Below are 20,945 nucleotides of genomic sequence, written 5' to 3'. Positions count from 1 at the left end.
GAGACCGACGACTTGACGACCTCCCCCGCTCTCGCCGGTCTTCGCGTGCTGGATCTCACGCGGCTTCTGCCCGGACCGGTCGCCACGCTGCGCCTCGCCGAACTGGGCGCGGACGTGTTGAAGATCGAGCCGCCGGGCGAAGGCGACTACGCGCGCTCGATGCTGCAAAGCGACGCCGACCGCGCGAGCGGCGCGCCGAGCGCGTTCTATCGGATCGTGAATCGCGGCAAGCGGTCGCTGACGCTCGATCTGAAGACCGAAGCCGGGCGCGCGAAATTGGTCGAACTCGCGAGAGATGCGGACGTGCTCGTCGAGAGCTTCCGGCCGGCGGTGATGACGCGGCTCGGCGTCGGCTACGACGTGCTGCGGCAGGTCAACCCGAAGCTCGTCTACTGCGCGATCACGGGGTTCGGCAGCGAAGGCGCGTTCGCCGACAAGGCGGGGCACGACCTGAACTACATCGCGTATGCGGGCGTGCTGGATCAGCTTGCCGATGCGGACGGCGCGCCCATCGTGCCCAACTTCCAGCTTGCGGACCTGCTCGGCGGGGCGCTCGCGGCGGTGACGCAAATGCTGGCGGCGCTCTGGCACGTCGCGCGCGGGGGCGAAGGCCGCTTCCTCGATGTTTCCATGACGCACGCCGTTCACGCCCACAACGTGATGGCGCACATCGCGCTCGCCAATGCCGACGACGCGAGCACGCGCGCGGGAGCCGGCCTGCTGAACGGCGGCGTGCCCTGCTACAACGTCTATCGCACGGCGGACGACAAGTTCGTGGCCGTCGGCGCGCTCGAACTGAAGTTCTGGCAGACGCTATGCGGCGCGCTCGGCCGCCCGGAGTGGGCCGCGCGACACTGGAGTCTCGGGCAGGCCATCGGCGGTGCGGATGCGAAGGAACTGACGGCCCGCCTCGCCGCGTGCATCCGCGAGCGCACGCGCGACGAATGGATGGCGGTCCTCGAACCGCTCGACTGCTGCGTCTCGCCGGTGCTCACGCCGGCGGAAGCGGCGGTGCATCCGCTCTTTCGCGGCCGCGAAAACTAGCGTCGCGGCAAGGTCTGACGCGGCTGACGCTCGTCGTCGACGAGCACGTGTTTGCGGCCCGTGACGTGACGGCGAATGGTCGCGACGACTTCCGCCTCGGTTACGTCCGCGGACACGACGCGCCGCGAAATCTGCCCTTCGCCGTCGATCCATTCGACGATCCGGCATCCGCTGCCGAACGGCTGTTGCAGGGGCGCCGAGACGCGGCAGCCGCGCAGGTGGAATGCTGGGGCGGGCCGGGCTGTTTTGACATGTTTCAAAGCGTGATCCTCTCGATCCATCCAGTCACTTCGGCGCGGCGGCGCGTGGTGGCTTCATCCGCCGGTCCTGGGTCCCGAAAGGATATGAAAACCGCGCCCGCGCCAGGTTACAGCGGCGCGCGATTTTCTTACGGCCCGTTACCGAGGGTCCGATCCGTTCACTCGAGATCGCGCACGCGGTCGATGGCCTCTTCGATCCGATCGACCGCGATCACCTTGAGACCGTCCACTGCCTGCTTCGGCGCATTGGCCTTCGGAATCAGCGCGACGGAAAAGCCGAGCTTGGCCGCTTCCTTCAGGCGATCCTGCCCGCGCGGCGACGGCCGGATTTCGCCCGCCAGACCCACTTCGCCGAACGTGATGAGACCCTTTGGCAGAGGCTTGTTACGCATCGACGAATGAATCGCGAGCAGCACGGCCAGATCGGCGGCGGGCTCGGTGATCTTCACGCCGCCCACCGCGTTCAGGAACACGTCCTGATCGAAACACGCGATGCCCGCATGCCGATGCAGCACCGCGAGCAGCAGCGCGAGCCGGTTCTGCTCCAGCCCGACCGCGAGGCGGCGCGGATTCGGCACATGCGCCGTATCGACGAGCGCCTGCACTTCGACGAGCAGCGGCCGCGAACCTTCCTGCGTCACGAGCACGCACGACCCCGCGACGCTCTGCTCATGCTGCGACAAGAAAAGCGCCGACGGATTCGCCACGCCGCGCAAGCCTTTCTCCGTCATCGCGAAGACGCCGAGCTCATTGACCGCGCCGAAGCGGTTCTTGAACGCGCGCACGAGCCGGAAGGACGAATGCGTGTCGCCTTCGAAGTACAGCACCGTATCGACGATATGCTCCAGCACGCGCGGCCCAGCGAGACTGCCTTCCTTCGTCACGTGACCGACCATGATGATGGCCGTGCCCGTCTGCTTGGCGATGCGCGTCAGTTGCGCCGCGCATTCGCGGACCTGCGCGACGGAACCCGGCGCGGAGGTCAGCGCCTCGGAATAGACGGTCTGGATCGAATCGATGACGGCGACTTCCGGACGTTGCTCGTCGATGGCCGCCTGAATCTTTTCTAGCTGAATCTCGGCGAGCAGCGCGAGGTCCGCCGCCGCGCTCGCGGAGCCGCCGAGCAAGCCGAGCCGCTGCGCGCGCAACGCGATCTGCGCGCCGGATTCCTCGCCGCTCACGTAGAGCGACGGCCGCTCACGCGCGATCTCGGCGAGCGATTGCAGCAAGAGCGTCGATTTGCCGATGCCCGGGTCGCCGCCGATCAGCACCACGCCGCCCGGCACGAGACCGCCGCCGAGCACGCGGTCGAACTCGCCGACGCCGGTCGAAAAGCGCGGCACGTCCGCCGCTTCGATGTCGGCGAGCCGCTGCACAGGCGAGCTCTTCGCGAGCGCCTGGAAGCGATGCGCCGACGGCGCCTGCTCCACCGATTCCACGAGCGTGTTCCACGCCCCACATGCCGCGCACTGTCCCGTCCACTTCGGCGCTTGTCCGCCGCACTCGCTACAGATGTAAAGCGTCTTTGCCTTCGCTGCTTTTGCCACGTATTGCCTTTAGATATTTATTGCCAACGCCCGATGCGGCGTTCATTCCGCGCGGACCGGCACGCGCTGCGCGATCGCGCACATCAGCTCGTAGCCGATGGTGCCGCACGCGCGGGCCACGTCGTCGATCGGCAGGTTCGCGCCCCACAATTCCACGCGCGAACCCATGCCCGCGTTCGGGCACGGCGTCAGATCGACGGTGAGCATGTCCATCGAGACGCGGCCGACGAGCGCCGTCCGCACGCCGTCGACGATGACCGGCGTGCCTTCGGGCGCGATGCGCGGATAGCCGTCCGCGTACCCGCACGCGACCACGCCGATGCGCATCGGCCGGTTCGCCGTGTAGGTCGAGCCGTAGCCGATGCTGTCGCCCGGCTGCACCGTCTGCACGGCGATCAGCTCGGAAGCGAGAGTCATGGCGGGTTTGAGGCCCGTATCGGCGATATCGGCCGTCACGCCCGACGGCGACGCGCCGTAGAGAATGATGCCCGGGCGCACCCAGTCGAAGTGCGCGTTCGGATGCCACAGCACGGCCGCCGAGTTCGACAGGCTGCGCGCGCCCGCGATGCCTTCCGCGCCGCGCTCGAACGCCTGCAGCTGATGCGCGATGCCGCGTTCGCTGTCGGCGTCGGAAAAATGGGTCATGAGCGTGATCTGCCCGATGCCGTGGCAGGCGCGCGCCCGCTCCCACGCCGCGCGGAACCGCTCCGGCGTGTAGCCGAGCCGGTTCATGCCGCTATTCATCTTCAGCTGGATGTTGACCGGCTTCGAGAGCCGCGCCATTTCCAGCATGCGCAACTGCTCGTCGCAGTGAATCGCCGTGGTCAGACTGTAACGGTCGATCACGTCGATATCCGTCGGACGAAAGAAGCCTTCGAGCAACAAAATGGGGCCCGCCCAGCCGAGTTCGCGCAACTTCGCTGCTTCTTCGAGGTCCAGAAGACCGAATCCGTCCGTCGCGCGAAGTCCGGGGAACGCTCGCGCGAGACCGTGGCCATACGCATTGGCCTTGACGACGGCCCAGATTTTGGATTTCGGCGCGTACTTGCGCGCAATGGCAAGGTTGTTGGCGAGAGCGGCGGTGTGAATCGTTGCGGAAAGGGGGCGCGGCATGAGTTTTGGTCGGGAATGCGGTTCAAAAGGCGGTTCAGGCGGAAAGGCAAGCATACGCCAATGGGGCGAGCGGCCGGTTCGCCAATCCAGACACCTTGCGAATCAGTACTTTATGACGAAAGAGACGTGCGAACGTACCGTCTCGCATGTAATCGAGATTACTGCTAGTCAGAATGCGCCTATTTTCGTGTTATAAAGCCGTGCGCACAACCCATTTCGAACGGCATAAGCCCGAACGCGCGACCGGTATCAGCGGCGGCGTCGGGGGCGAATTCCCGGCAGTGAGGAAAGCTTCGGATCAGATGAAAAAAGGTTTTTACACCATCATGGCCGCGCAGTTTTTCTCGTCGCTGGCCGATAACGCTCTACTGATCGCTGCCATCGCACTGCTGAAAGACCTTCACGCGCCGAACTGGATGACGCCGCTGCTCAAGCTGTTCTTCGTGCTCTCCTACGTGATTCTGGCGGCGTTCGTCGGCGCTTTCGCGGACTCGCGGCCGAAGGGGCGCGTGATGTTCGTCACCAATTCCATCAAGGTGGTGGGCTGCATCACGATGCTGGTCGGCGCGCATCCGCTTCTGGCCTATGGCATCGTCGGCTTCGGCGCGGCGGCCTATTCGCCCGCGAAGTACGGCATTCTCACGGAATTGCTGCCGCCCGACCGGCTCGTCGCCGCGAACGGCTGGATCGAAGGCACGACGGTCGGCTCCATCATTCTCGGCACCGTCATGGGCGGCGCGCTCATCAGCCCGCATATCGCGAGTCACTTGCTGACGCTGCACATACCGCGCATCAATACGCCCGCCGAAGCCGCGATGCTCGTCATCATGCTGATGTACGTGGTCGCCGCCGTCTTCAACCTGCGCATTCCCGATACGGGCGCGCGCTACCCGAAGCAGGAACATCGGCCCATCAAGCTCATCACCGATTTCGCCGACTGCTTTCTCACGCTCTGGCGCGACAAGCTCGGCCAGATTTCGCTCGCGGTCACGACGCTCTTCTGGGGCGCGGGCGCGACGCTGCAATTCATCGTGCTCAAGTGGGCCGAGGTGTCGCTCGGCATGACGCTTTCGCAGGCGGCCATCCTGCAGGCGGTGATCGCCGTGGGCGTGGCGGCCGGCGCGGTGCTCGCGGCGGCGCGCGTGCCGCTCAAGCGTTCGCTCTCGGTGCTGCCGGTGGGCATCGCGATGGGGCTCGCCGTCATGCTGATGGCCTTCTACACGCGGCATCTCTTTCCCGCGCATTGGGGCGTCTACTTCGGCCGGATGCACTTCCCGGGCTATCTGCTGATCGCTTATCTGTTCCTGATGATCGTCGGCGGTCTGTCGGGCTTTTTCGTCGTGCCGATGAACGCGCTTTTGCAGCATCGCGGGCACGTGCTGCTGTCCGCCGGCCATTCGATCGCCGTGCAGAACTTCAACGAGAACCTGTCCGTGCTCATCATGCTGTGCCTGTACGCGGTGCTCGTCTGGCTCGACATGCCGATCCAGTTCGTGATCGTGATGTTCGGCTCGTTCGTGTGTCTGATGATGTACTTCGTGATGCGCCGCCATCAGGCGAATCAGCGCGCGTTCGATTCCGTCGCGCTGATCGGCGAAGCGCGGCACTGACGTTGCCGATTTGGCTGCTGTTTGGGCTGCGGTCATCGGCCGATCGGGCTAATCTCTCCTCATCATGCTTGCTGCCGATCTCTTTTCGTTCGTCACGCGCGTGCGCGAGCGCGCGCCGCTCGTCCACTGCCTGACGAATCTCGTCGTCACCAACTTCACGGCCAACGTGCTGCTCGCCATCGGCGCGGCGCCGGCGATGGTCGTCGCGCGCGAGGAAGCCGCGCAGTTCGCGCCGCTCGCCAATGCGCTGCTGATCAACCTCGGCACGCTCGACGTGCCGCAAATGCGCGCGATGCGCGCCGCCGTCGATGCCGCCAACAGCGCGGGCACGCCCTGGGTGCTCGATCCGGTCGCAGTCGGCCCGCTCGCGTTTCGCACCGAATTCGCGCTCGAATTGCTCGACGCGAAGCCGGCCGTGATTCGCGGCAACGCGTCGGAAATCATCAGCCTGTCGGGCGGCGAAGCGAGCGGACGCGGCGTGGACAGCACCGCCACCACCGACGCCGCGCTCGACGCCGCACAAATCCTCGCGCTGAAAACGCAGGCCGTCGTCGCCGTCACCGGCGCGACCGACTACATCACCGATGGCCGCCGCGTGATCGCGCTCTCGAACGGCTCGCCGCTGATGACGCGCGTGACGGGCGTCGGCTGCGCGCTCTCGGCGACCGTCGCGGCGTTAGTCGGCGCGGCGCAATCGGGCGATGAACACTTGACCGCGACGATCGCGGCGATCGCCTATTCGACCGTCGCCGGCGAACTCGCCGCCCGCGAAGCCGCGTTACCCGGCAGCTTCGCCGTCGCGTATCTGGACGGGCTGGCGTCGGTGGACTCGGCCGCATTCGACGCGACGCTCGTGCTGCGCGAGGTGGTCGTATCGTGAACATGCGGCGCGCGTTCGACGTTTCGCTCTATCTCGTGCTCGACCCGGTGCAGTGCGGCGGCCACGACGCGGCCGTGTCGGTCGCCCGCGCGGCGCTGGACGGCGGCGCGACGCTGCTCCAATTGCGCGCGCCGGAGTGGCACAAGCGCGCGTGGCTCGCGCTGGCACTCGACTTGTTGCCGTTGACGCGTGCGCGCGGCGTTCCGCTCGTCATCAACGATCACGTGGATGTCGCGCTTGCGGCCGGCGCGGACGGCGTTCACGTCGGCCAGCGCGATCTGCCCGCGGACGTCGCGCGGCGGCTGCTCGGGCCGGATGCGCTGATCGGCCTGTCGGTGTCGAATCTCGCGGAAGTCGCGGACGCGAACCGGCTGGAAGACGTGATCGACTATGTCGGAGCGGGACCCGTCTACGCGACGCCGACCAAAACCGACGCCTCCGCGCCCTGCGGCATCGACGGGCTCGCCGCGATGCGCACGAGTTCGCGCTGGCCGACCGTGGCGATAGGCGGCATCCAGGCACACAACGCGGCCGACGTCATGCGCGCGAAACCGGCGGGACTCGCGGTCGTTTCCGCGATTTGCAAGGCAGCCGATCCGCGCGCTGCGTCGACCGAACTGCGCGAGATCATCCGTCGCGCCTCATCCTGACTTTTCACATGTCTTCGACCCAACCCATTCCCAACGTGCTCACGGTCGCCGGTTCCGATTCGGGCGGCGGCGCGGGCATTCAGGCCGATCTGAAAGCGTTTTCCGCGCTCGGCGCCTACGGCGCGAGCGTCATTACGGCGCTGACCGCCCAGAACACGCGCGGCGTCACGGCTGTCCACGCGCCGGAGCCGGCGTTCGTCACGGCCCAGCTCGATGCCATTTTCGACGACATCCGCATCGACGCAGTGAAGATCGGGATGCTGGCGAACGCGGGCATCGTGCGCGCGGTGGCCGACGCGCTCAGGCGGCATCGCCCGACGCATGTCGTGCTCGACACCGTGATGATCTCGAAGAGCAATCACGCGCTGCTCGCGCCCGAAGCAGTGGCCGCGCTGCGCGACGAACTGCTGCCGCTCGCGACCCTCGTCACGCCGAATCTGCCGGAAGCGGCGGCGCTGCTCGGCACGCAGCCCGCCGCAGACGAAGACGCGATGGTGCGTCAGGGCGAGGCGCTGCTTGCCTCGGGCGCGCGCGCGGTGCTGATGAAGGGCGGGCATCTGGCATCGGCGGACAGTCCGGACTGGCTGATCGAAACGACGGGCGCGCTGCGGCTTGCCGGCGCGCGCGTCGCGCTGAAGAACACGCACGGCACCGGCTGCACGCTGTCGGCGGCCATTGCCGCGCTGATCCCTCGGACCGGCGATCTCGCCAGCGCCACCGCCGAGGCGAAGCGGTATCTCAGCGGCGCGATCGAGGCGAGCGCGCGACTGGACGTCGGTCACGGCGTCGGGCCGGTGCATCATTTTTATCGGTGGTGGTGATCGGGCAGGCGGAGGCGGCGGATGCTTCGGCCGGAAAGGTGAAGCCGCGCGATTGCCCCGGTGAGCGCCACCGCCGAAGCGAAGCGCGCGGCCGAACTCCGACCACGCGTCCGATAGTCACGCGGGCGCGGGAAGCCCGGAAGCAGCGAACGCTCTCGCCCGCTCCGGCCAGTCGTCCGGGACGATGAAACCGCGCGATTCCTCGGTCCAACCGGTCGCGCCGTCGCGCACGTAGGCGGCGACCATGGTCGGCGCGGCGATGGCGGCGAGACGCGTGTGGATGGCGGCGGCCTCGTCGATCAGCGAATCGGCATCCTGCGCGTTGAGGCGGCGCGGCGCGAGCCATGCAAGCCGCGGCTGCACCACCCACGCGCGCTCTTGCTGCGCTTCGTGCGCTTTATGCCGATGGCGCCATTCCGTCGCCGTCAGCCACCAGCCGCGCACATGCGCTTCGCCGACTTCCGGGGCGGGCGAGATGCCTTCATCGTGATAGAAGAGCCGCCCCTTGATGAACAACTGCGGTTGCCACGGCCCCTCCAGCCCGAGCGCGGCGAACTCCGCCCGCGACGTCAAGCCGAGTTGATGCGTCAAAAGCCGCGCGTGCTTCAGATCGAAGCGATCCTGCAAATTGGGCCCGACATAGTCCGACAAGCGCGCCGCGCGCTCGACGCCATCGCCGATGTGCAAGTAGAACTTCACCGCCAGTTCCCAGTGCAGCCGCGCGCCGGCCGCCGTCTCCAGCAGAAAATCGCATTCTCCGATGGTGCGGCGCTGACGCCGCAGCGGCACGTTCGCCGCGATCAGCCGCGCGGCCGGCCCATGCGCCAGAAAATATTCGAGCAGGCTTTCGGCGTAGATGCCGAGGCGCGTCGATTTGGGATTACGCGAGCGCACGTGCAATGCGTCCGGCGCGGCGTCGAGCGCAGCGAGCCACGTGAGCGTGGCGTCTCGCGCATCGGCCGATTCAAACGGCCGCGCGAGCGGCGCGCCCGCCGCGCTCCCGCGCAGCAGATCGGGCGAGAAAAGCAGCCACGCCAGATCACGCACCGTCGCGTCCCCGAAGCGATCGACGAGCCGCGACAGGCTGGTCATCCGCGCGCGCCCTTCCCGGCTCCCGGTTCGACGCCGAGCGCGGCGAGCGCATCGGCGTGCGTCTTGCGGGCGAGGCACAAATCGGCCCAGGCCTTCGCCTTGTCGGGCAGACTGCGCAACAGGTACGCCGGGTGATAGGTGACGACGACCGGCACGCCGCGATACTCGTGCACGCGCCCGCGCAACGCCGCGATGCTCGCCTCGCTCTTGAGCAGACTCTGCGCCGCGAAACGCCCGAGCGCGACGATGATCTTCGGCTTCACGAGTTCGACCTGACGCTGCAGATACGGCTCGCAACGCGCGACTTCATCGAGTTCCGGATTGCGGTTGCCGGGCGGCCGGCACTTGATGACGTTCGCGATATAGACGTTCGATTCGCGCGAAAGGCCGAGCGCATGCAGCATGTTGTCGAGCAGCTTGCCCGCCTGTCCGACGAACGGCTCGCCCTGCTTGTCCTCGTTCTCGCCGGGCGCTTCGCCGATCAGCATCCAGTCGGCTTCGCGGTCGCCCACGCCGAAGACCGCGTTCGTCCGGCGTTCGCACAGTCGGCACAGTTCGCAGCCCGTGACGCGATCTTCAAGCGCCGTCCAGTCGAGCGTGCGGACGTCGTCGGGGACGGCGGGCGCGACGGGCGTGGCAGACGATGGCGCGTCGTCGGTCCACGGGAGGTCGTCGTAGGCGTCGAACGGTGGGTAATCCGAGTACTGCGCGTCTGATTCGGACTGCGGCTCGGTGCGGGCTTTCGCGGATGCGGCGTTGCGGGCGAGCACAGGAGCCGGAGCGTCGAGCGGCGGCGTCGATGAATCAGAGCGGCTCGCGGTTGGAGCCGGCTCTGCCCGGGGCGTCGTGTTTTCCGCGTACGAGCGGTTCGGGGCGACTGCCGGGTCCGGGCGAGGGGCCGCTTTCGCTGCATCGGCTGCTGGGGCGCGGGCGCCCGCCGTATCCGCGAAATCCGGCGCTGCTGTGCGAGAGGCGTCGATCGGCGGCATCGGTGCTTGCAAGCTGGGCGCGGCGACTGCCCGGTCAGCCTGCGGCGCCGCATCGGCGGCAGCATCGCGGGAGCCGTGCGGCGGCAGCGGCTCTGCTGGCGCATTGCCCCCAGCCCTCCTCCTCACCCATACGAACCCGATCCCGAGTTCCTCGACTAGCGATTCATCGAGCGCCATGCGCACTCTCCTTGAACGACAGACGCATGACGATTGCGTCCTCGCGCGACCGATGCCGCGCGGGGTAATAATTCTTGCGACGCCCGATGGCCGTAAAGCCGAAGCGCTCGTAAAGCTGGATGGCGCGCGCATTCGACGGCCGCACTTCGAGCAGCATGCCTTCGAGCTTTTCGGCACGCGCGACGCGCACCGCCTCGCGCAGCAGCGTCAGGCCCGCGCCGGCGCGCTGGGCGGACGGCGCGACGCAGAGATTGAGCAGATGCATCTCATCGACCACAGGCATCAGCACGCAGTAGCCGATGAGCGTGCCGGTCACGTGGCGCAGGCACACGCCGTAGTAGCCGTTGCGCAGCGAGTCCTGAAAATTTCCGCGGCTCCATGGGAATTCGTAGGCGAGCTTCTCGACAGCGGCGACTTCGTCGAGGTCCGCTTCGGTCATCGGCGTGAGATACCGATCCGCGAGCAACACGCCGCTCACCGAAGCGCCTCCGCGCCGGCCTTGGCCGCAGCGGCGCGCGCTTCGGTGCGCTCGGCTGTCGTCTGCGCGACCTTGTTGCGCACGTAGTCCGGCGCGGCGAGTTCCGGCGCGACCGCGCGTCCCGCCCTGAGCGCGCGCAAACCGAGCAGCGCGACCGGCAACGCGTGTGGCAGCGCATCGCGGTCCACATGCGCGGCGGCCGCGAGCGCGGGCAGGCGATCGCCGAAGGCCACCGCCGCGTTGCCCGCGAGCGCGAACGGCACCGAAGGAAGCGGCAGCGCGTCCGGACGATCGAGCGATGCGGCAAGCACTTCGCGCCAGTCGCCGGGCGCGGGTTCGCGCTCGTATTCGCGCTCGTATTCGAATTCGGCCCAATAGACTTCATCCATGCGCGCATCCAGCGCGACGAGCACGCGATCCGGCAACGACGCGTCGTTGAGCCGGGCCGCTTCCGCGCAGGCAAGCAGCGTGCTCACCGGCACCACCGGCACGTTCAGCCCGAACGCAAGTCCTTGCGCGACGCCGGTCGCCGTCCGCAGGCCGGTGAACGACCCCGGCCCCGCGCCGAAGGCAATGGCGTTGCAATCGGCGAGCGTGAGCCCTGCTTCGTCGAGCAGCTCGCGCACCGCCGGCAAAAGGCGCGTGCTGGACACCGCGCCCGTCGCTTCGTGGCGGAACCACACCGATGTATCGCCGCTCATGTAGGCGGGCGCGGCAGCGGACGACGGCTTTGGCGCGGGATCGTCGAGCAGGAGCGCGACGGAGCAGAATTCCGTCGAAGTATCGAGAGCGAGCAGTACGGTGCGTGTCATAGGCCGTATTGTAATGCGGGAGTGCGCCGGCTTTCGCGGCTCACCTGACATGCGGCATGCGCTCGCGGACTTTTCCGCGCGATGACGCGCGCAGTTTGTCATGCGACCGGATTCGAAGGATGCCTCCACAGCCGGCCCGCTTGCGCTTGCTAAGATCGTCTGCATCTCAAATTGGAAAGGACGCCCGCATGACCGACATCGATCAGCAATTCGCCCGCGCGCAAGCCGAGGTCACGCAGTTGCCCGAGCGCCCCGGCAATCTCACGCTCCTGCGTCTTTACGCGCTGTACAAGCAGGCGAGCGTCGGCGACGTGCAAAGCGACGTGCCCGGCTTCACCGACATGGCCGGCAAATACAAGCACGAAGCCTGGGCCGCGCTGAAAGGCACGCCGGCCGATACCGCGAAGGAACGCTACGTCGAACTCGTCGAGTCGCTCAAACGCGGCGAGGCAGGCTAACCGAGCGACATCTGCCGCGCGCCTTCGATGCCCTCCGATGGCGCGCGAATGCGTCAAACTGTGGCGCGGTGCAGCAAATTCCGATATACTTCTTGTCATGCAGCTTGATTACGAGGCGCACGCCGCAAGGCAACGTGCCCCGTTTTAAAGCGCTTCGTAGCGTTTCGCTCCAATCCAGTTTAGAAACTGTCCCTTCCCTGCCAGGCCGTAGCGCATCGTTTGTGCGCTATTCATTTCGCGGCCCGTCATGCACCAGGCTGACGTCAGTGCTTAAGCGCGCCGACGTATCCGATACAGCTTCTAACAACGATGCTCGCCGTCTGTTTGCGCGAGTTGCCCCCGTTTTTCGATTTGCTCGCTGTTTCTTCGCTCGCTGAATCCAACGACCTGGGTATGCCGATTGGCGCCGACGCCTTATTTCCCGTTTCAAGGATCGACATGACTTCGAGCTTCACCCCCAGCCCGTTGGACAACATCGCAGCACAAACGCTTGGCATTTCCCCCGCCGCTGACACGGCAGAACCCGCCGCCGCAGCCTCGGCTGCTGCCTCAGCCGAAGCGGCTCCCGCCGCACCCGCCGGCCCCACTTTCGAATCGCTCGGTCTTTCGGCCGATATCGTGTCCGCATTGACCGAAGCCGGCTACCAGTCGCCGACGCCCGTGCAGCAGCGCGCGATTCCCGCCGCGCTCGCCGGCCGCGATCTGCTCGTTTCGAGCCCGACCGGCTCCGGCAAGACGGCGGCGTTCATGCTGCCGGCCATCGAAAAATTCGCGCAACTCGAGAAGCTCCAGGCGCAGCAGCCGCGTCAGCCGCGCGACCCGAACGCCCGTCCCGGCCGCCGTCCGCAGCCGATCGCGCGCCCGCAGTTGCTCGTGCTCACGCCGACGCGCGAACTCGCAATGCAAGTGTCCGCCGCCGCGACCACGTATGGCCGCCATCTGCGCCGCTTGCGCACCGTCAGCATTCTCGGTGGCGTCGCGTACGGCCAGCAACTAATGCTGCTTGCGAAGAACCCTGAAATCCTCGTCGCGACGCCGGGCCGTCTGATCGACCATCTGGAGCGCGGCCGCATCGACCTGTCGAACCTCAAGATGCTCGTGCTCGACGAAGCCGACCGCATGCTCGACATGGGCTTCATCGAAGACATCGAGACGATCGTCGCGGCCACGCCGGCCACGCGTCAGACGCTGCTCTTCTCGGCAACCATCGACGGCAAGATCGCGTCGCTGACCGGTCGCCTGCTGAACGACCCGGAGCGCATCGAGATCGTGCAGAAGCTCGAAGCGCGCAGCAACATCGCGCAGACCGTGCATTACGTCGACGACCGCGACCACAAGGATCGCCTGCTCGATCACCTGCTGCGCGATACCGAGCTGGATCAGGCCATCGTGTTCACGGCGACGAAGAGCGACGCCGATCTGATCGCGAATCGTCTGTCGGACGCGGGCTTCGAATCCGCCGCGCTGCACGGCGACCTGCCGCAAGGCGCGCGCAACCGCACCATCCGCGCGCTGCGCGAGCGCCGCGTGCGCGTGCTGGTGGCCACGGACGTCGCGGCACGCGGCATCGATATTCCGGGCATCACGCACGTCTTCAACTACGACCTGCCGAAGTTCGCCGAAGACTACGTGCACCGCATCGGCCGCACGGGCCGCGCGGGACGCAGCGGCACGGCCGTGAGCCTCGTGCATCACGCCGAAATGGGCGCGCTTAAGCGCATCGAGCGCTTCGTGCACGCGCCGCTGCCGGTGAACGTCGTCGCGGGCTTCGAGCCGCGCAAGTCGCCGCCGAAGGGCGGTTTCGGCGGACGCGGCCGTCCGGGCAGCGGTAACGGCGGCCGGCGCTTCGGCAGCGGCAGCGGCAATGGCGGCGGACGCGGCTACGGCGCGGCCAACGCCAGCGGCTACGGCAACAAGTCGGGCGCCGGTTCGCGCGAAGGCGGCTATCGCGAAGGCGGTTATCGCGGCGGCAACGCCGGCAGCGGCGACCGTGACGGCGGCTATCGCGGCGGCAACCGCGAAGGCGGCTTCGGCCAGCGCGACGGCTACAGCGCGCGCCGCAACGACGGCCCGCGCGCACCGCGCCGCGGCAACTGATGTAAGCGCAGAGACGGCGCGATAGCGCTGTCTTTTGCCAGCAGGACAAGAAAACCGATGCCTCGCGCATCGGTTTTTTTTCGCCCGTTTTCGGATTTCATAATGCGCAACGTTTTTTTGCGTCGCAAAAGCCTTGCTGCGCGGCACAACGGGCGCGATTGCGGCATGGGAAAGGACGTTTCACTTTATGGAAAGTTCGCCGTAAGCGGTTGATTTCAGGAGAAATTTATATCGGCTAAAACTCCTTGCGACAGCTTTTTATCGACCATCGACCGGCCTACACTCTTATATAAGAGTTGAGCAAAAAGCAGCGGCATTGCTCACAACGCGATCAAGCATCGACCACGGTTTCGTCGTACAGCCCAATCTCAAGGAGAAACGCCATGACCTCACGTCAACAACAAGCCCAGCAACTCCATCAGCAGTGGGAAACCGATCCGCGCTGGAAAGGCATCAAGCGCGGCTACTCGGCCGAGGACGTCGTGCGCCTGCGCGGCTCGGTGCCGGTCGAGCACACGCTCGCGCGACGCGGCGCCGAGAAACTGTGGTCGCTGATCCAGGAAGAGCCGTTCGTCAATGCGCTCGGCGCGCTGACCGGCAATCAGGCGATGCAGCAGGTGAAAGCAGGCCTCAAGGCCGTCTACCTGTCCGGCTGGCAAGTGGCCGGCGACGCCAACATCGCGGGCGAAATGTATCCGGACCAGTCGCTGTATCCGGCCAATTCGGTGCCGCTCGTCGTGAAGCGCATCAACAACACGTTCACGCGCGCCGATCAGATCCAGTGGTCCGAAGGCAAGAACCCGGGCGACGAAGGTTATATCGACTACTTCGCGCCGATCGTGGCGGACGCGGAAGCCGGCTTCGGCGGCGTGCTGAATGCGTTCGAACTGATGAAGGCGATGATCGAAGCCGGCGCGGCAGGCGTTCACTTCGAAGACCAGCTCGCCTCCGTGAAGAAGTGCGGCCACATGGGCGGCAAGGTGCTCGTGCCGACGCGCGAGAACGTCGCGAAACTGGTCGCCGCGCGTCTCGCCGCGGACGTCTGCGGCACGCCGACGCTGCTCGTCGCGCGCACCGACGCCGAAGCCGCCGATCTCGTGACCTCCGACATCGACGAAAACGACAAGCCGTTCCTGACCGGCGAGCGCACCGTGGAAGGCTTCTATCGCACGCGGCCGGGTCTCGAACAGGCCGTGTCGCGCGGTCTCGCCTACGCGCCGTACGCCGATCTCGTCTGGTGCGAAACGGGCAAGCCGGACCTCGAATACGCGAAGAAGTTCGCCGAGGCCATCCACAAGCAGTTCCCCGGCAAGCTGCTGTCGTACAACTGCTCGCCGTCGTTCAACTGGAAGAAGAACCTCGACGACGCGACCATCGCCAAGTTCCAGCGCGAACTCGGCGCGATGGGCTACAAGTTCCAGTTCATCACGCTCGCGGGCTTCCACGCGCTGAACTACTCGATGTTCAACCTGGCGCACGGCTATGCGCGCACGCAGATGAGCGCGTTCGTCGAGTTGCAGCAGGCCGAGTTCGCCGCCGCCGACAAGGGCTTCACGGCGGTCAAGCATCAGCGCGAAGTGGGCACGGGCTACTTCGACGCGGTCACGCAGACGGTCGAGCGCGAAGCATCGACGACGGCGCTGCACGGATCGACCGAAGACGAGCAGTTCTTCGACAAGAAAGTAGCCTAAAGCATTGCCCGAGGGCAGGCTGAATCAGGGAGAGCGGTGAAGAAAGCGGCGGCCGTGGCGCGCCTGGTAGGCACGTCGGCCGCCGCGACATCAGCGGTACACGATGACCGGAATGCGCGTGTGCGTCAGCACGCGCTGCGTTTCGCTGCCGATAAGCAGGCTTCCCAGCCCGCGACGGCCGTGCGACGCCATCAGGATGACATCGCAGCCGTTCTGCTCCGCCGCGTCGATGATCCCGATATACGGTGCCGCCTCGATGCTCGTCACGCTGTCGCACGGCACGCCCGCCTCCTCGGCCGCGCGCTCGACGGCCCGCAGATGCTCGCGCGCCTCGCGTTCGGCGCGGGCGTGAAAGTCGTCGGGCGGCTCGACGGCGACATCCGCGAACGGCGAGTACGGATACTGCGGCAGACACGCGTAAGCGGTGATGCGCGCGCCGACGGACTGCGCGAGGTCGATGGCGCCGTCTATGGCTTTCTGCGACAGCTCCGAGCCGTCGGTCGGTACCAGGATGTGCTTGAACATGGCGTCCTCCTTGGAACGGCGGGGCACGCTTTCATTGTAGCCAGGCGGCCGCGCGGCGATGCAACCGATATAACGATAAGTAGGAATCCGTAGCGAGTCGCGTTACGAAACGAGCGCTTCCCAGTATCCCGGAGCGGCATAGGTATGCTTGAGCAGATCGAGAAACAGCCGCACCCGCAACGGCAGATGCCGTCGCTGCGGAAACACGGCGTGAATACCGATGGGCGGCGCGGCGAAATCGTCGAGCACGCTGACGAGCCTTCCCGCGCCGATATCCGCGCCCACTTCCCACCAAGATCGCCACGCGAGGCCGCGCCCTTCGAGGCACCAATCGTGGAGCACCGCGCCGTCCGAGCATTCCATCGTGCCGGACACCTTGATCGTCACGACCTTGCCGTCCTGCTGAAACACCCAGCCGCGCTGCTGATTGGCGGACGCGCCGAGCGCGAGGCAGTTGTGATCGGCAAGCGCGCTCAACGTGGCGGGCTTGCCGCGCTTTTGCAGATACTCGGGCGACGCCACGCAGACGCGCCGGTTTTCGCCGAGCTTGAGCGACACCAGCGACGAATCCGGCAACTCGCCGAGCCGCACCGCGCAATCGAAGCCTTCGTTGACGAGATCGACCATGCGGTCCGTCAGGTCGAGGCTCACGGAGACGTCCGGGTGCAGCGTCGTGAAAGCCGCGACGAGCGGCGCGACGTGGCGCCGGCCGAAACCCGCAGGCGCCGACACGCGCACGTGCCCGCTCGCCTTCACGCCGCCCGCCGACACGCTCGCCTCCGCGTTCTGCATGTCGTTGATGATGCGCTGACAGTCTTCGAGAAACGCGGAGCCTTCGAACGTGAGCGTGATCTTGCGCGTCGTGCGCACGAGCAGCTTCACGCCGAGCCGTTCCTCCAGCGCGTCCAGTCTTCTGCCGATGACCGCCGGCGCGATGCCTTCCGCCTGCGCCGCCGCCGAAAGACTGCCTTTCGCGGCGACGGAGGCGAACGTCTCTATCTGCTTGAACCGATCCATGCGCTTTGCTCGTCAATGCGGGGAACTGGCGCACAGATTAGGTATGTAAAAGTAAAAGATCAAGTGATCTCACCGGCCTTTTTCCACCCGTTCGATCACCAATAGAATCGACCCCGACCTCTTCATGGAGCGCACGGCTATGTCGGCCACAACGACACACGCATCGTCCACACCCTCGCCCACACCCTCGCCTGTTCTTCCCCGCGCAGTCATCTTCGACGCTTACGGCACGCTCTTCGACGTTCACTCGGTCGTCGCTGTCGCCGAGCAGCTTTTTCCCGGCAACGGCCAGGCGTTGTCCCAGCTTTGGCGCCAGAAGCAGATCGAATACACGCAGCTACGCAGCCTCGCCGATTCGTCCGGCAGCCATTACGCGCCGTTCTGGGACATCACCATCGACGCCCTGCGATACGCAGCCGCGCGCCTCGGCCTCACGGACGCGCTCACGGCCGCAGCCGAGAAGCGCCTGATGGACGAATACGCCTGCCTCTCCGCGTTCCCCGACACGCTGCCCGCGCTGAAAACGCTGCGCGAACGGCACGGTCTGCCGCTCGCGATTCTGTCGAACGGTAATCCGCCGATGCTCGACATCGCCGTCAAAAGCGTCGGCATGGCGGGCTTCTTCGATCACGTGCTGTCGGTCGAGGCCGTGCGCGCGTTCAAGCCCGCCGCCGCTGCCTATGAACTCGGCCTCGAAGCGTTCGGCGCGGCGGCGCGCGAGATCGTGTTCGTCTCGTCCAACGGATGGGATATCGCGGGCGCGACGTGGTTCGGCTACACCACGTTCTGGCTGGATCGCGCGAGCCTGCCGGTCGAGGAACTCGGGGTCGCGCCGCGCGCGATGGGGCGCGGCATGAACGACCTCGTCGCGTTTATCGAAGGCGGTTGCGCGCAGCAGCCGATTGCGCTCGCCGCCGATCGCGCCGGCGCGCGAAAGCGCTCCTCATCGCCGAACCAGTAGAACCCAAAAGCAAAACCGTCTGACCGACCAAGGAGAAAACACATGACGCACCCTTCGAACCCGCTCGCGTTGCCGGAAGGCATGGCCATTTCGGCCGAGATCAAGCCCGGCTTCGAAGCCATTCTGACGCCCGAGGCGCTCGCGTTCGTCGCAATGCTGCATCGCCGGTTCGAGCCGCGCCGTCAGGAACTGCTCGCCGCGCGCGTGGAGCGCACCAAGCGCCTCGATGCGGGCGAGCGCCCCGGCTTTCTCGAAGAAACGAAGGCGATCCGCGAAGGCGACTGGACCGTCGCGCCGCTGCCGAAGGACCTGCAATGCCGGCGCGTCGAAATCACCGGCCCGGTCGAGCGCAAGATGATCATCAACGCGCTCAACTCCGGCGCGGATTCGTATATGACCGACTTCGAGGATTCGAACGCGCCGGTGTGGGGCAACCAGATCGTCGGCCAGATCAACCTCAAAGAAGCCGTGCGCCGGACGATCTCGCTCGAGCAGAACGGCAAGTCGTACACGCTCAACGACAAGATCGCGACGCTGATCGTGCGTCCGCGCGGCTGGCATCTCGACGAGAAGCACGTGACCGTCGACGGCCAGCGCGTGTCGGGCGGCATCTTCGACTTCGCGCTTTATCTCTTCCACAACGCGAAGGAACTGATCGCTCGCGGCAGCGGCCCGTACTTCTATTTGCCGAAGATGGAGAGCCATCTCGAAGCGCGTCTGTGGAACGACATCTTCATCGCGGCGCAGGAAGGCGTCGGCATCCCGCGCGGCACGATACGCGCGACCGTGCTCGTGGAGACGATTCTCGCCGCGTTCGAAATGGACGAGATTCTCTACGAGCTGCGCGAACATAGTTCCGGCCTGAACGCGGGCCGCTGGGACTACATTTTCTCGGCGATCAAGAAGTTCAAGAACGATCCGGACTTCTGCCTCGCGGACCGTTCGCAGATCACGATGACGGTGCCGTTCATGCGCGCCTACGCGCTCGAATTGCTGAAGACGTGCCACAAGCGGAACGCGCCCGCCATCGGCGGCATGTCCGCGCTGATTCCGATCAAGAACGATCCCGCCGCGAACGACAAGGCGATGGGCGGGGTGCGCTCCGACAAGGCGCGCGATGCCACCGACGGCTACGACGGCGGCTGGGTCGCGCACCCGGGACTCGTGCCGGTCGCGATGGAAGAGTTCGTCAAGGTGCTCGGCGACAAGCCGAATCAGATCGAAAAGCAGCGCCCCGACGTGCAAGTGACCGCGCACGATCTGCTCGATTTCCGCCCGGAAGCGCCGATCACCGAAGCGGGCCTGCGCAACAACGTGAACGTGGGCATCCATTACCTCGGATCGTGGCTTGCGGGCAATGGCTGCGTGCCGATTCACAACCTGATGGAAGACGCCGCCACGGCGGAGATTTCGCGCTCGCAAGTGTGGCAGTGGATTCGTTCGCCGAAGGGCAAGCTCGAAGACGGCCGCAAGGTCACGGCCGCGATGGTGCGCGAGATCATCATCGACGAACTGGAGAAGGTGAAGCAAAGCGTCGGCGGCGCGGGCAGCGATACGAAGCCGTATGAGCGCGCCGCGAAGATCTTCAAAACGATGTCGACTTCGGAGCAGTTCACCGAATTCCTGACGCTGCCGCTGTACGAAGAAATCTGAAACGCACGTCCTTGAGTCCTGCATGAAGAACGGCCCGCGGGTTCACGCCCGCGGGCCGTTCGCACATGCGAGGCGCGTCACGGGGAACGCATGGCGTGTGCTACATTGCGCATCGTCTTTTTCAACGATTCAACCGTGGAGCGCACTCGCGTGCGAACGACAGCATGAGCAATATTCAACTCGATATCGAATGGACCGACGCGGCATCGCGCAAGATCGAGAAACTGATGCCGCGCAACGCCAACAAGGACGCGTTTCTGGCGCTGCCGCCCGTCGAGTGCCTGCCGATGGAGGGCGACGTACTGTTTCTCGGGCCGGCAGGCAAGCAGCAGCCGTTTATCGTGGCGGAACGTCAGTATCACCATGACGGCGAAGCGGACTGGACCATCATCCTGATCCTGGATGTCCCGCACGAAACGCACTGACGCCTGGCTTCAGAGCAGCTTGCTCGCGACGTGCACTTCGCCGTGTTCGTAGAGTTCCGGCGCCTTGGCCCTGAACGCCTGAATGTGCGCGGTCTGGCCGTGGTCCGCCAGCGCGGCTTCGCTTTCCCAACGTTCGACGAAGATAAAGCGGCGCGGCTCCTTGATGTCGCGATGCAGATCGTACTGAAGCGCGCCGCGTTCCTGGCGCGTCGGTTCGACGTTGGCTTCCAGCACTTGCCGCAACTCTTCTTCTTTTCCCGGCTTCGCGATAAAAATGGCGACCACGGCGACTTCTGACATACGCGCTTTCTCCTGTCTTCAATAAACGATTAAAAGCAAAGCATAAACGCGTGACGCAAAACGCGCCGGGAACGATTCAAACGCGCAAAGAAAAAACCCGCGTTCCGGGTGGAACGCGGGCAAAAGCCGTCGCCCTACGAGGATAGGCGACGGGGCCATCGGGACTCGCTGCCGCGAGCCGTTATCGGGTGTTGCTGCGGGTGGACTTGCTGCTCTGAATCGAGCGGCGGCGCGTCAATCACGCCATGACCGCAATGTACTGTCCCCCGTGATTTTTTTATAAGCTATTGCGCACATTGGATGATGAAAAGAATCCTCTGCGCAATATAAGCACGCTCTTCGCAT

21 protein-coding genes are annotated in these 20,945 nt (G+C 65.9%); 11 read left to right on the top strand and 10 right to left on the bottom strand.

Annotated features, from left to right (window positions below):
* Positions 1–12: 12 nt before the first annotated feature.
* A complete protein-coding gene (locus NCR35_RS07185) occupies positions 13–1,044 on the top strand; it encodes a CaiB/BaiF CoA transferase family protein (protein ID WP_250533809.1) in 1,032 nt (343 codons plus the stop codon).
* Here NCR35_RS07185 and NCR35_RS07180 read toward each other — a convergent pair.
* The 3 genes from NCR35_RS07180 to alr all read right to left on the bottom strand — a co-directional run bounded on the left by NCR35_RS07180 (position 1,041) and on the right by alr (position 3,964).
* On the bottom strand, positions 1,041–1,304 hold the full coding sequence (locus NCR35_RS07180) for a DUF2866 domain-containing protein (RefSeq protein WP_241269851.1): 264 nt from the start codon (positions 1,302–1,304) through the stop codon (positions 1,041–1,043). The two genes, NCR35_RS07185 and NCR35_RS07180, sit on opposite strands and share 4 nt — an antisense overlap.
* 158 nt (positions 1,305–1,462) lie before the next feature.
* A complete protein-coding gene (gene radA, locus NCR35_RS07175; protein WP_175940113.1) occupies positions 1,463–2,851 on the bottom strand; it encodes a DNA repair protein RadA in 1,389 nt (462 codons plus the stop codon).
* Positions 2,852–2,893: 42 nt separating this feature from the next.
* Positions 2,894–3,964 carry an alanine racemase gene (gene alr, locus NCR35_RS07170; RefSeq protein ID WP_250533808.1) on the bottom strand — a complete coding sequence of 357 codons (1,071 nt, stop codon included), beginning with the start codon at positions 3,962–3,964 and terminating at the stop codon, positions 2,894–2,896.
* Between the two features lie 302 nt (positions 3,965–4,266).
* On the opposite strand from alr, the gene lplT reads away from it, so the two are divergent.
* The 4 genes from lplT (at position 4,267) to thiD (ending at position 7,925) form a co-directional block, all read left to right on the top strand.
* Positions 4,267–5,574: a lysophospholipid transporter LplT gene (gene lplT, locus NCR35_RS07165; protein WP_244848484.1), complete on the top strand. Its 1,308-nt coding sequence runs from the start codon at positions 4,267–4,269 to the stop codon at positions 5,572–5,574.
* A 64-nt stretch (positions 5,575–5,638) separates the two neighbouring features.
* Entirely contained in the window at positions 5,639–6,454 is an 816-nt protein-coding gene (gene thiM / locus NCR35_RS07160) for a hydroxyethylthiazole kinase (protein ID WP_250533807.1), read from the top strand.
* Between the two features lie 2 nt (positions 6,455–6,456).
* Complete coding sequence (thiE, locus tag NCR35_RS07155; RefSeq protein WP_250533927.1) at positions 6,457–7,104, top strand: thiamine phosphate synthase; 648 nt, start codon at positions 6,457–6,459, stop codon at positions 7,102–7,104.
* An 8-nt stretch (positions 7,105–7,112) separates the two neighbouring features.
* Positions 7,113–7,925 carry a bifunctional hydroxymethylpyrimidine kinase/phosphomethylpyrimidine kinase gene (gene thiD, locus NCR35_RS07150; RefSeq protein WP_250533806.1) on the top strand — a complete coding sequence of 271 codons (813 nt, stop codon included), beginning with the start codon at positions 7,113–7,115 and terminating at the stop codon, positions 7,923–7,925.
* 117 nt (positions 7,926–8,042) lie between these two features.
* On the opposite strand, the gene NCR35_RS07145 is transcribed toward thiD, so the two are convergent.
* Genes NCR35_RS07145 through tsaB form a run of 4 tightly spaced genes read right to left on the bottom strand, consistent with a single transcriptional unit; the run spans position 8,043 to position 11,473 of the window.
* The gene (locus NCR35_RS07145; RefSeq protein ID WP_250533805.1) at positions 8,043–9,017 is read right to left on the bottom strand and encodes a DUF1853 family protein; all 975 of its coding nucleotides are present in this window, start codon (positions 9,015–9,017) and stop codon (positions 8,043–8,045) included.
* Positions 9,014–10,183 carry a uracil-DNA glycosylase gene (locus NCR35_RS07140; RefSeq protein ID WP_250533804.1) on the bottom strand — a complete coding sequence of 390 codons (1,170 nt, stop codon included), beginning with the start codon at positions 10,181–10,183 and terminating at the stop codon, positions 9,014–9,016. The genes NCR35_RS07145 and NCR35_RS07140 overlap by 4 nt, the downstream gene beginning before the upstream one ends.
* A complete protein-coding gene (gene rimI, locus NCR35_RS07135; protein ID WP_175940106.1) occupies positions 10,170–10,661 on the bottom strand; it encodes a ribosomal protein S18-alanine N-acetyltransferase in 492 nt (163 codons plus the stop codon). The genes NCR35_RS07140 and rimI overlap by 14 nt, the downstream gene beginning before the upstream one ends.
* A complete protein-coding gene (tsaB, locus tag NCR35_RS07130) occupies positions 10,658–11,473 on the bottom strand; it encodes a tRNA (adenosine(37)-N6)-threonylcarbamoyltransferase complex dimerization subunit type 1 TsaB (protein ID WP_250533802.1) in 816 nt (271 codons plus the stop codon). The genes rimI and tsaB overlap by 4 nt, the downstream gene beginning before the upstream one ends.
* 188 nt (positions 11,474–11,661) lie before the next feature.
* Between tsaB and NCR35_RS07125 the strand changes: the two genes are divergently transcribed.
* From NCR35_RS07125 to aceA, 3 genes are all read left to right on the top strand, one after another.
* Positions 11,662–11,931, top strand: coding sequence for an acyl-CoA-binding protein (locus tag NCR35_RS07125; protein ID WP_250533801.1), 270 nt, complete (start codon positions 11,662–11,664; stop codon positions 11,929–11,931).
* A 438-nt stretch (positions 11,932–12,369) separates the two neighbouring features.
* Positions 12,370–14,028 (top strand): DEAD/DEAH box helicase, encoded by a 1,659-nt coding sequence (locus NCR35_RS07120; RefSeq protein ID WP_250533800.1) that lies wholly within the window; start codon positions 12,370–12,372, stop codon positions 14,026–14,028.
* Positions 14,029–14,411: 383 nt separating this feature from the next.
* Positions 14,412–15,719, top strand: a complete 1,308-nt coding sequence (aceA, locus tag NCR35_RS07115) for an isocitrate lyase (protein WP_250533799.1) — start codon at positions 14,412–14,414, stop codon at positions 15,717–15,719.
* 90 nt (positions 15,720–15,809) lie between these two features.
* Here aceA and NCR35_RS07110 read toward each other — a convergent pair whose 3' ends face one another.
* Positions 15,810–16,244 carry a universal stress protein gene (locus NCR35_RS07110; RefSeq protein ID WP_159835955.1) on the bottom strand — a complete coding sequence of 145 codons (435 nt, stop codon included), beginning with the start codon at positions 16,242–16,244 and terminating at the stop codon, positions 15,810–15,812.
* Between the two features lie 102 nt (positions 16,245–16,346).
* Complete coding sequence (locus NCR35_RS07105) at positions 16,347–17,261, bottom strand: LysR family transcriptional regulator (protein ID WP_250533798.1); 915 nt, start codon at positions 17,259–17,261, stop codon at positions 16,347–16,349.
* Between the two features lie 139 nt (positions 17,262–17,400).
* Here NCR35_RS07105 and NCR35_RS07100 point away from each other — a divergent pair, with 139 nt between their 5' ends.
* The 3 genes from NCR35_RS07100 to NCR35_RS07090 all read left to right on the top strand — a co-directional run bounded on the left by NCR35_RS07100 (position 17,401) and on the right by NCR35_RS07090 (position 20,300).
* A complete protein-coding gene (locus NCR35_RS07100; protein ID WP_250533797.1) occupies positions 17,401–18,222 on the top strand; it encodes a haloacid dehalogenase type II in 822 nt (273 codons plus the stop codon).
* A gap of 42 nt (positions 18,223–18,264) precedes the next feature.
* Positions 18,265–19,875, top strand: a complete 1,611-nt coding sequence (gene aceB / locus NCR35_RS07095; RefSeq protein WP_250533796.1) for a malate synthase A — start codon at positions 18,265–18,267, stop codon at positions 19,873–19,875.
* A gap of 164 nt (positions 19,876–20,039) precedes the next feature.
* Positions 20,040–20,300 (top strand): DNA-binding protein, encoded by a 261-nt coding sequence (locus NCR35_RS07090; protein WP_159835951.1) that lies wholly within the window; start codon positions 20,040–20,042, stop codon positions 20,298–20,300.
* 9 nt (positions 20,301–20,309) lie between these two features.
* Here NCR35_RS07090 and NCR35_RS07085 read toward each other — a convergent pair whose 3' ends face one another.
* Positions 20,310–20,600 (bottom strand): putative quinol monooxygenase, encoded by a 291-nt coding sequence (locus NCR35_RS07085; protein WP_244848472.1) that lies wholly within the window; start codon positions 20,598–20,600, stop codon positions 20,310–20,312.
* Between the last annotated feature and the right edge of the window lie 345 nt (positions 20,601–20,945).

The sequence above is a fragment of the Caballeronia sp. AZ10_KS36 genome (genome assembly GCF_023631105.1).
Lineage (GTDB): Bacteria > Pseudomonadota > Gammaproteobacteria > Burkholderiales > Burkholderiaceae > Caballeronia.
This window is presented reverse-complemented; position numbering and strand designations above follow the sequence as displayed.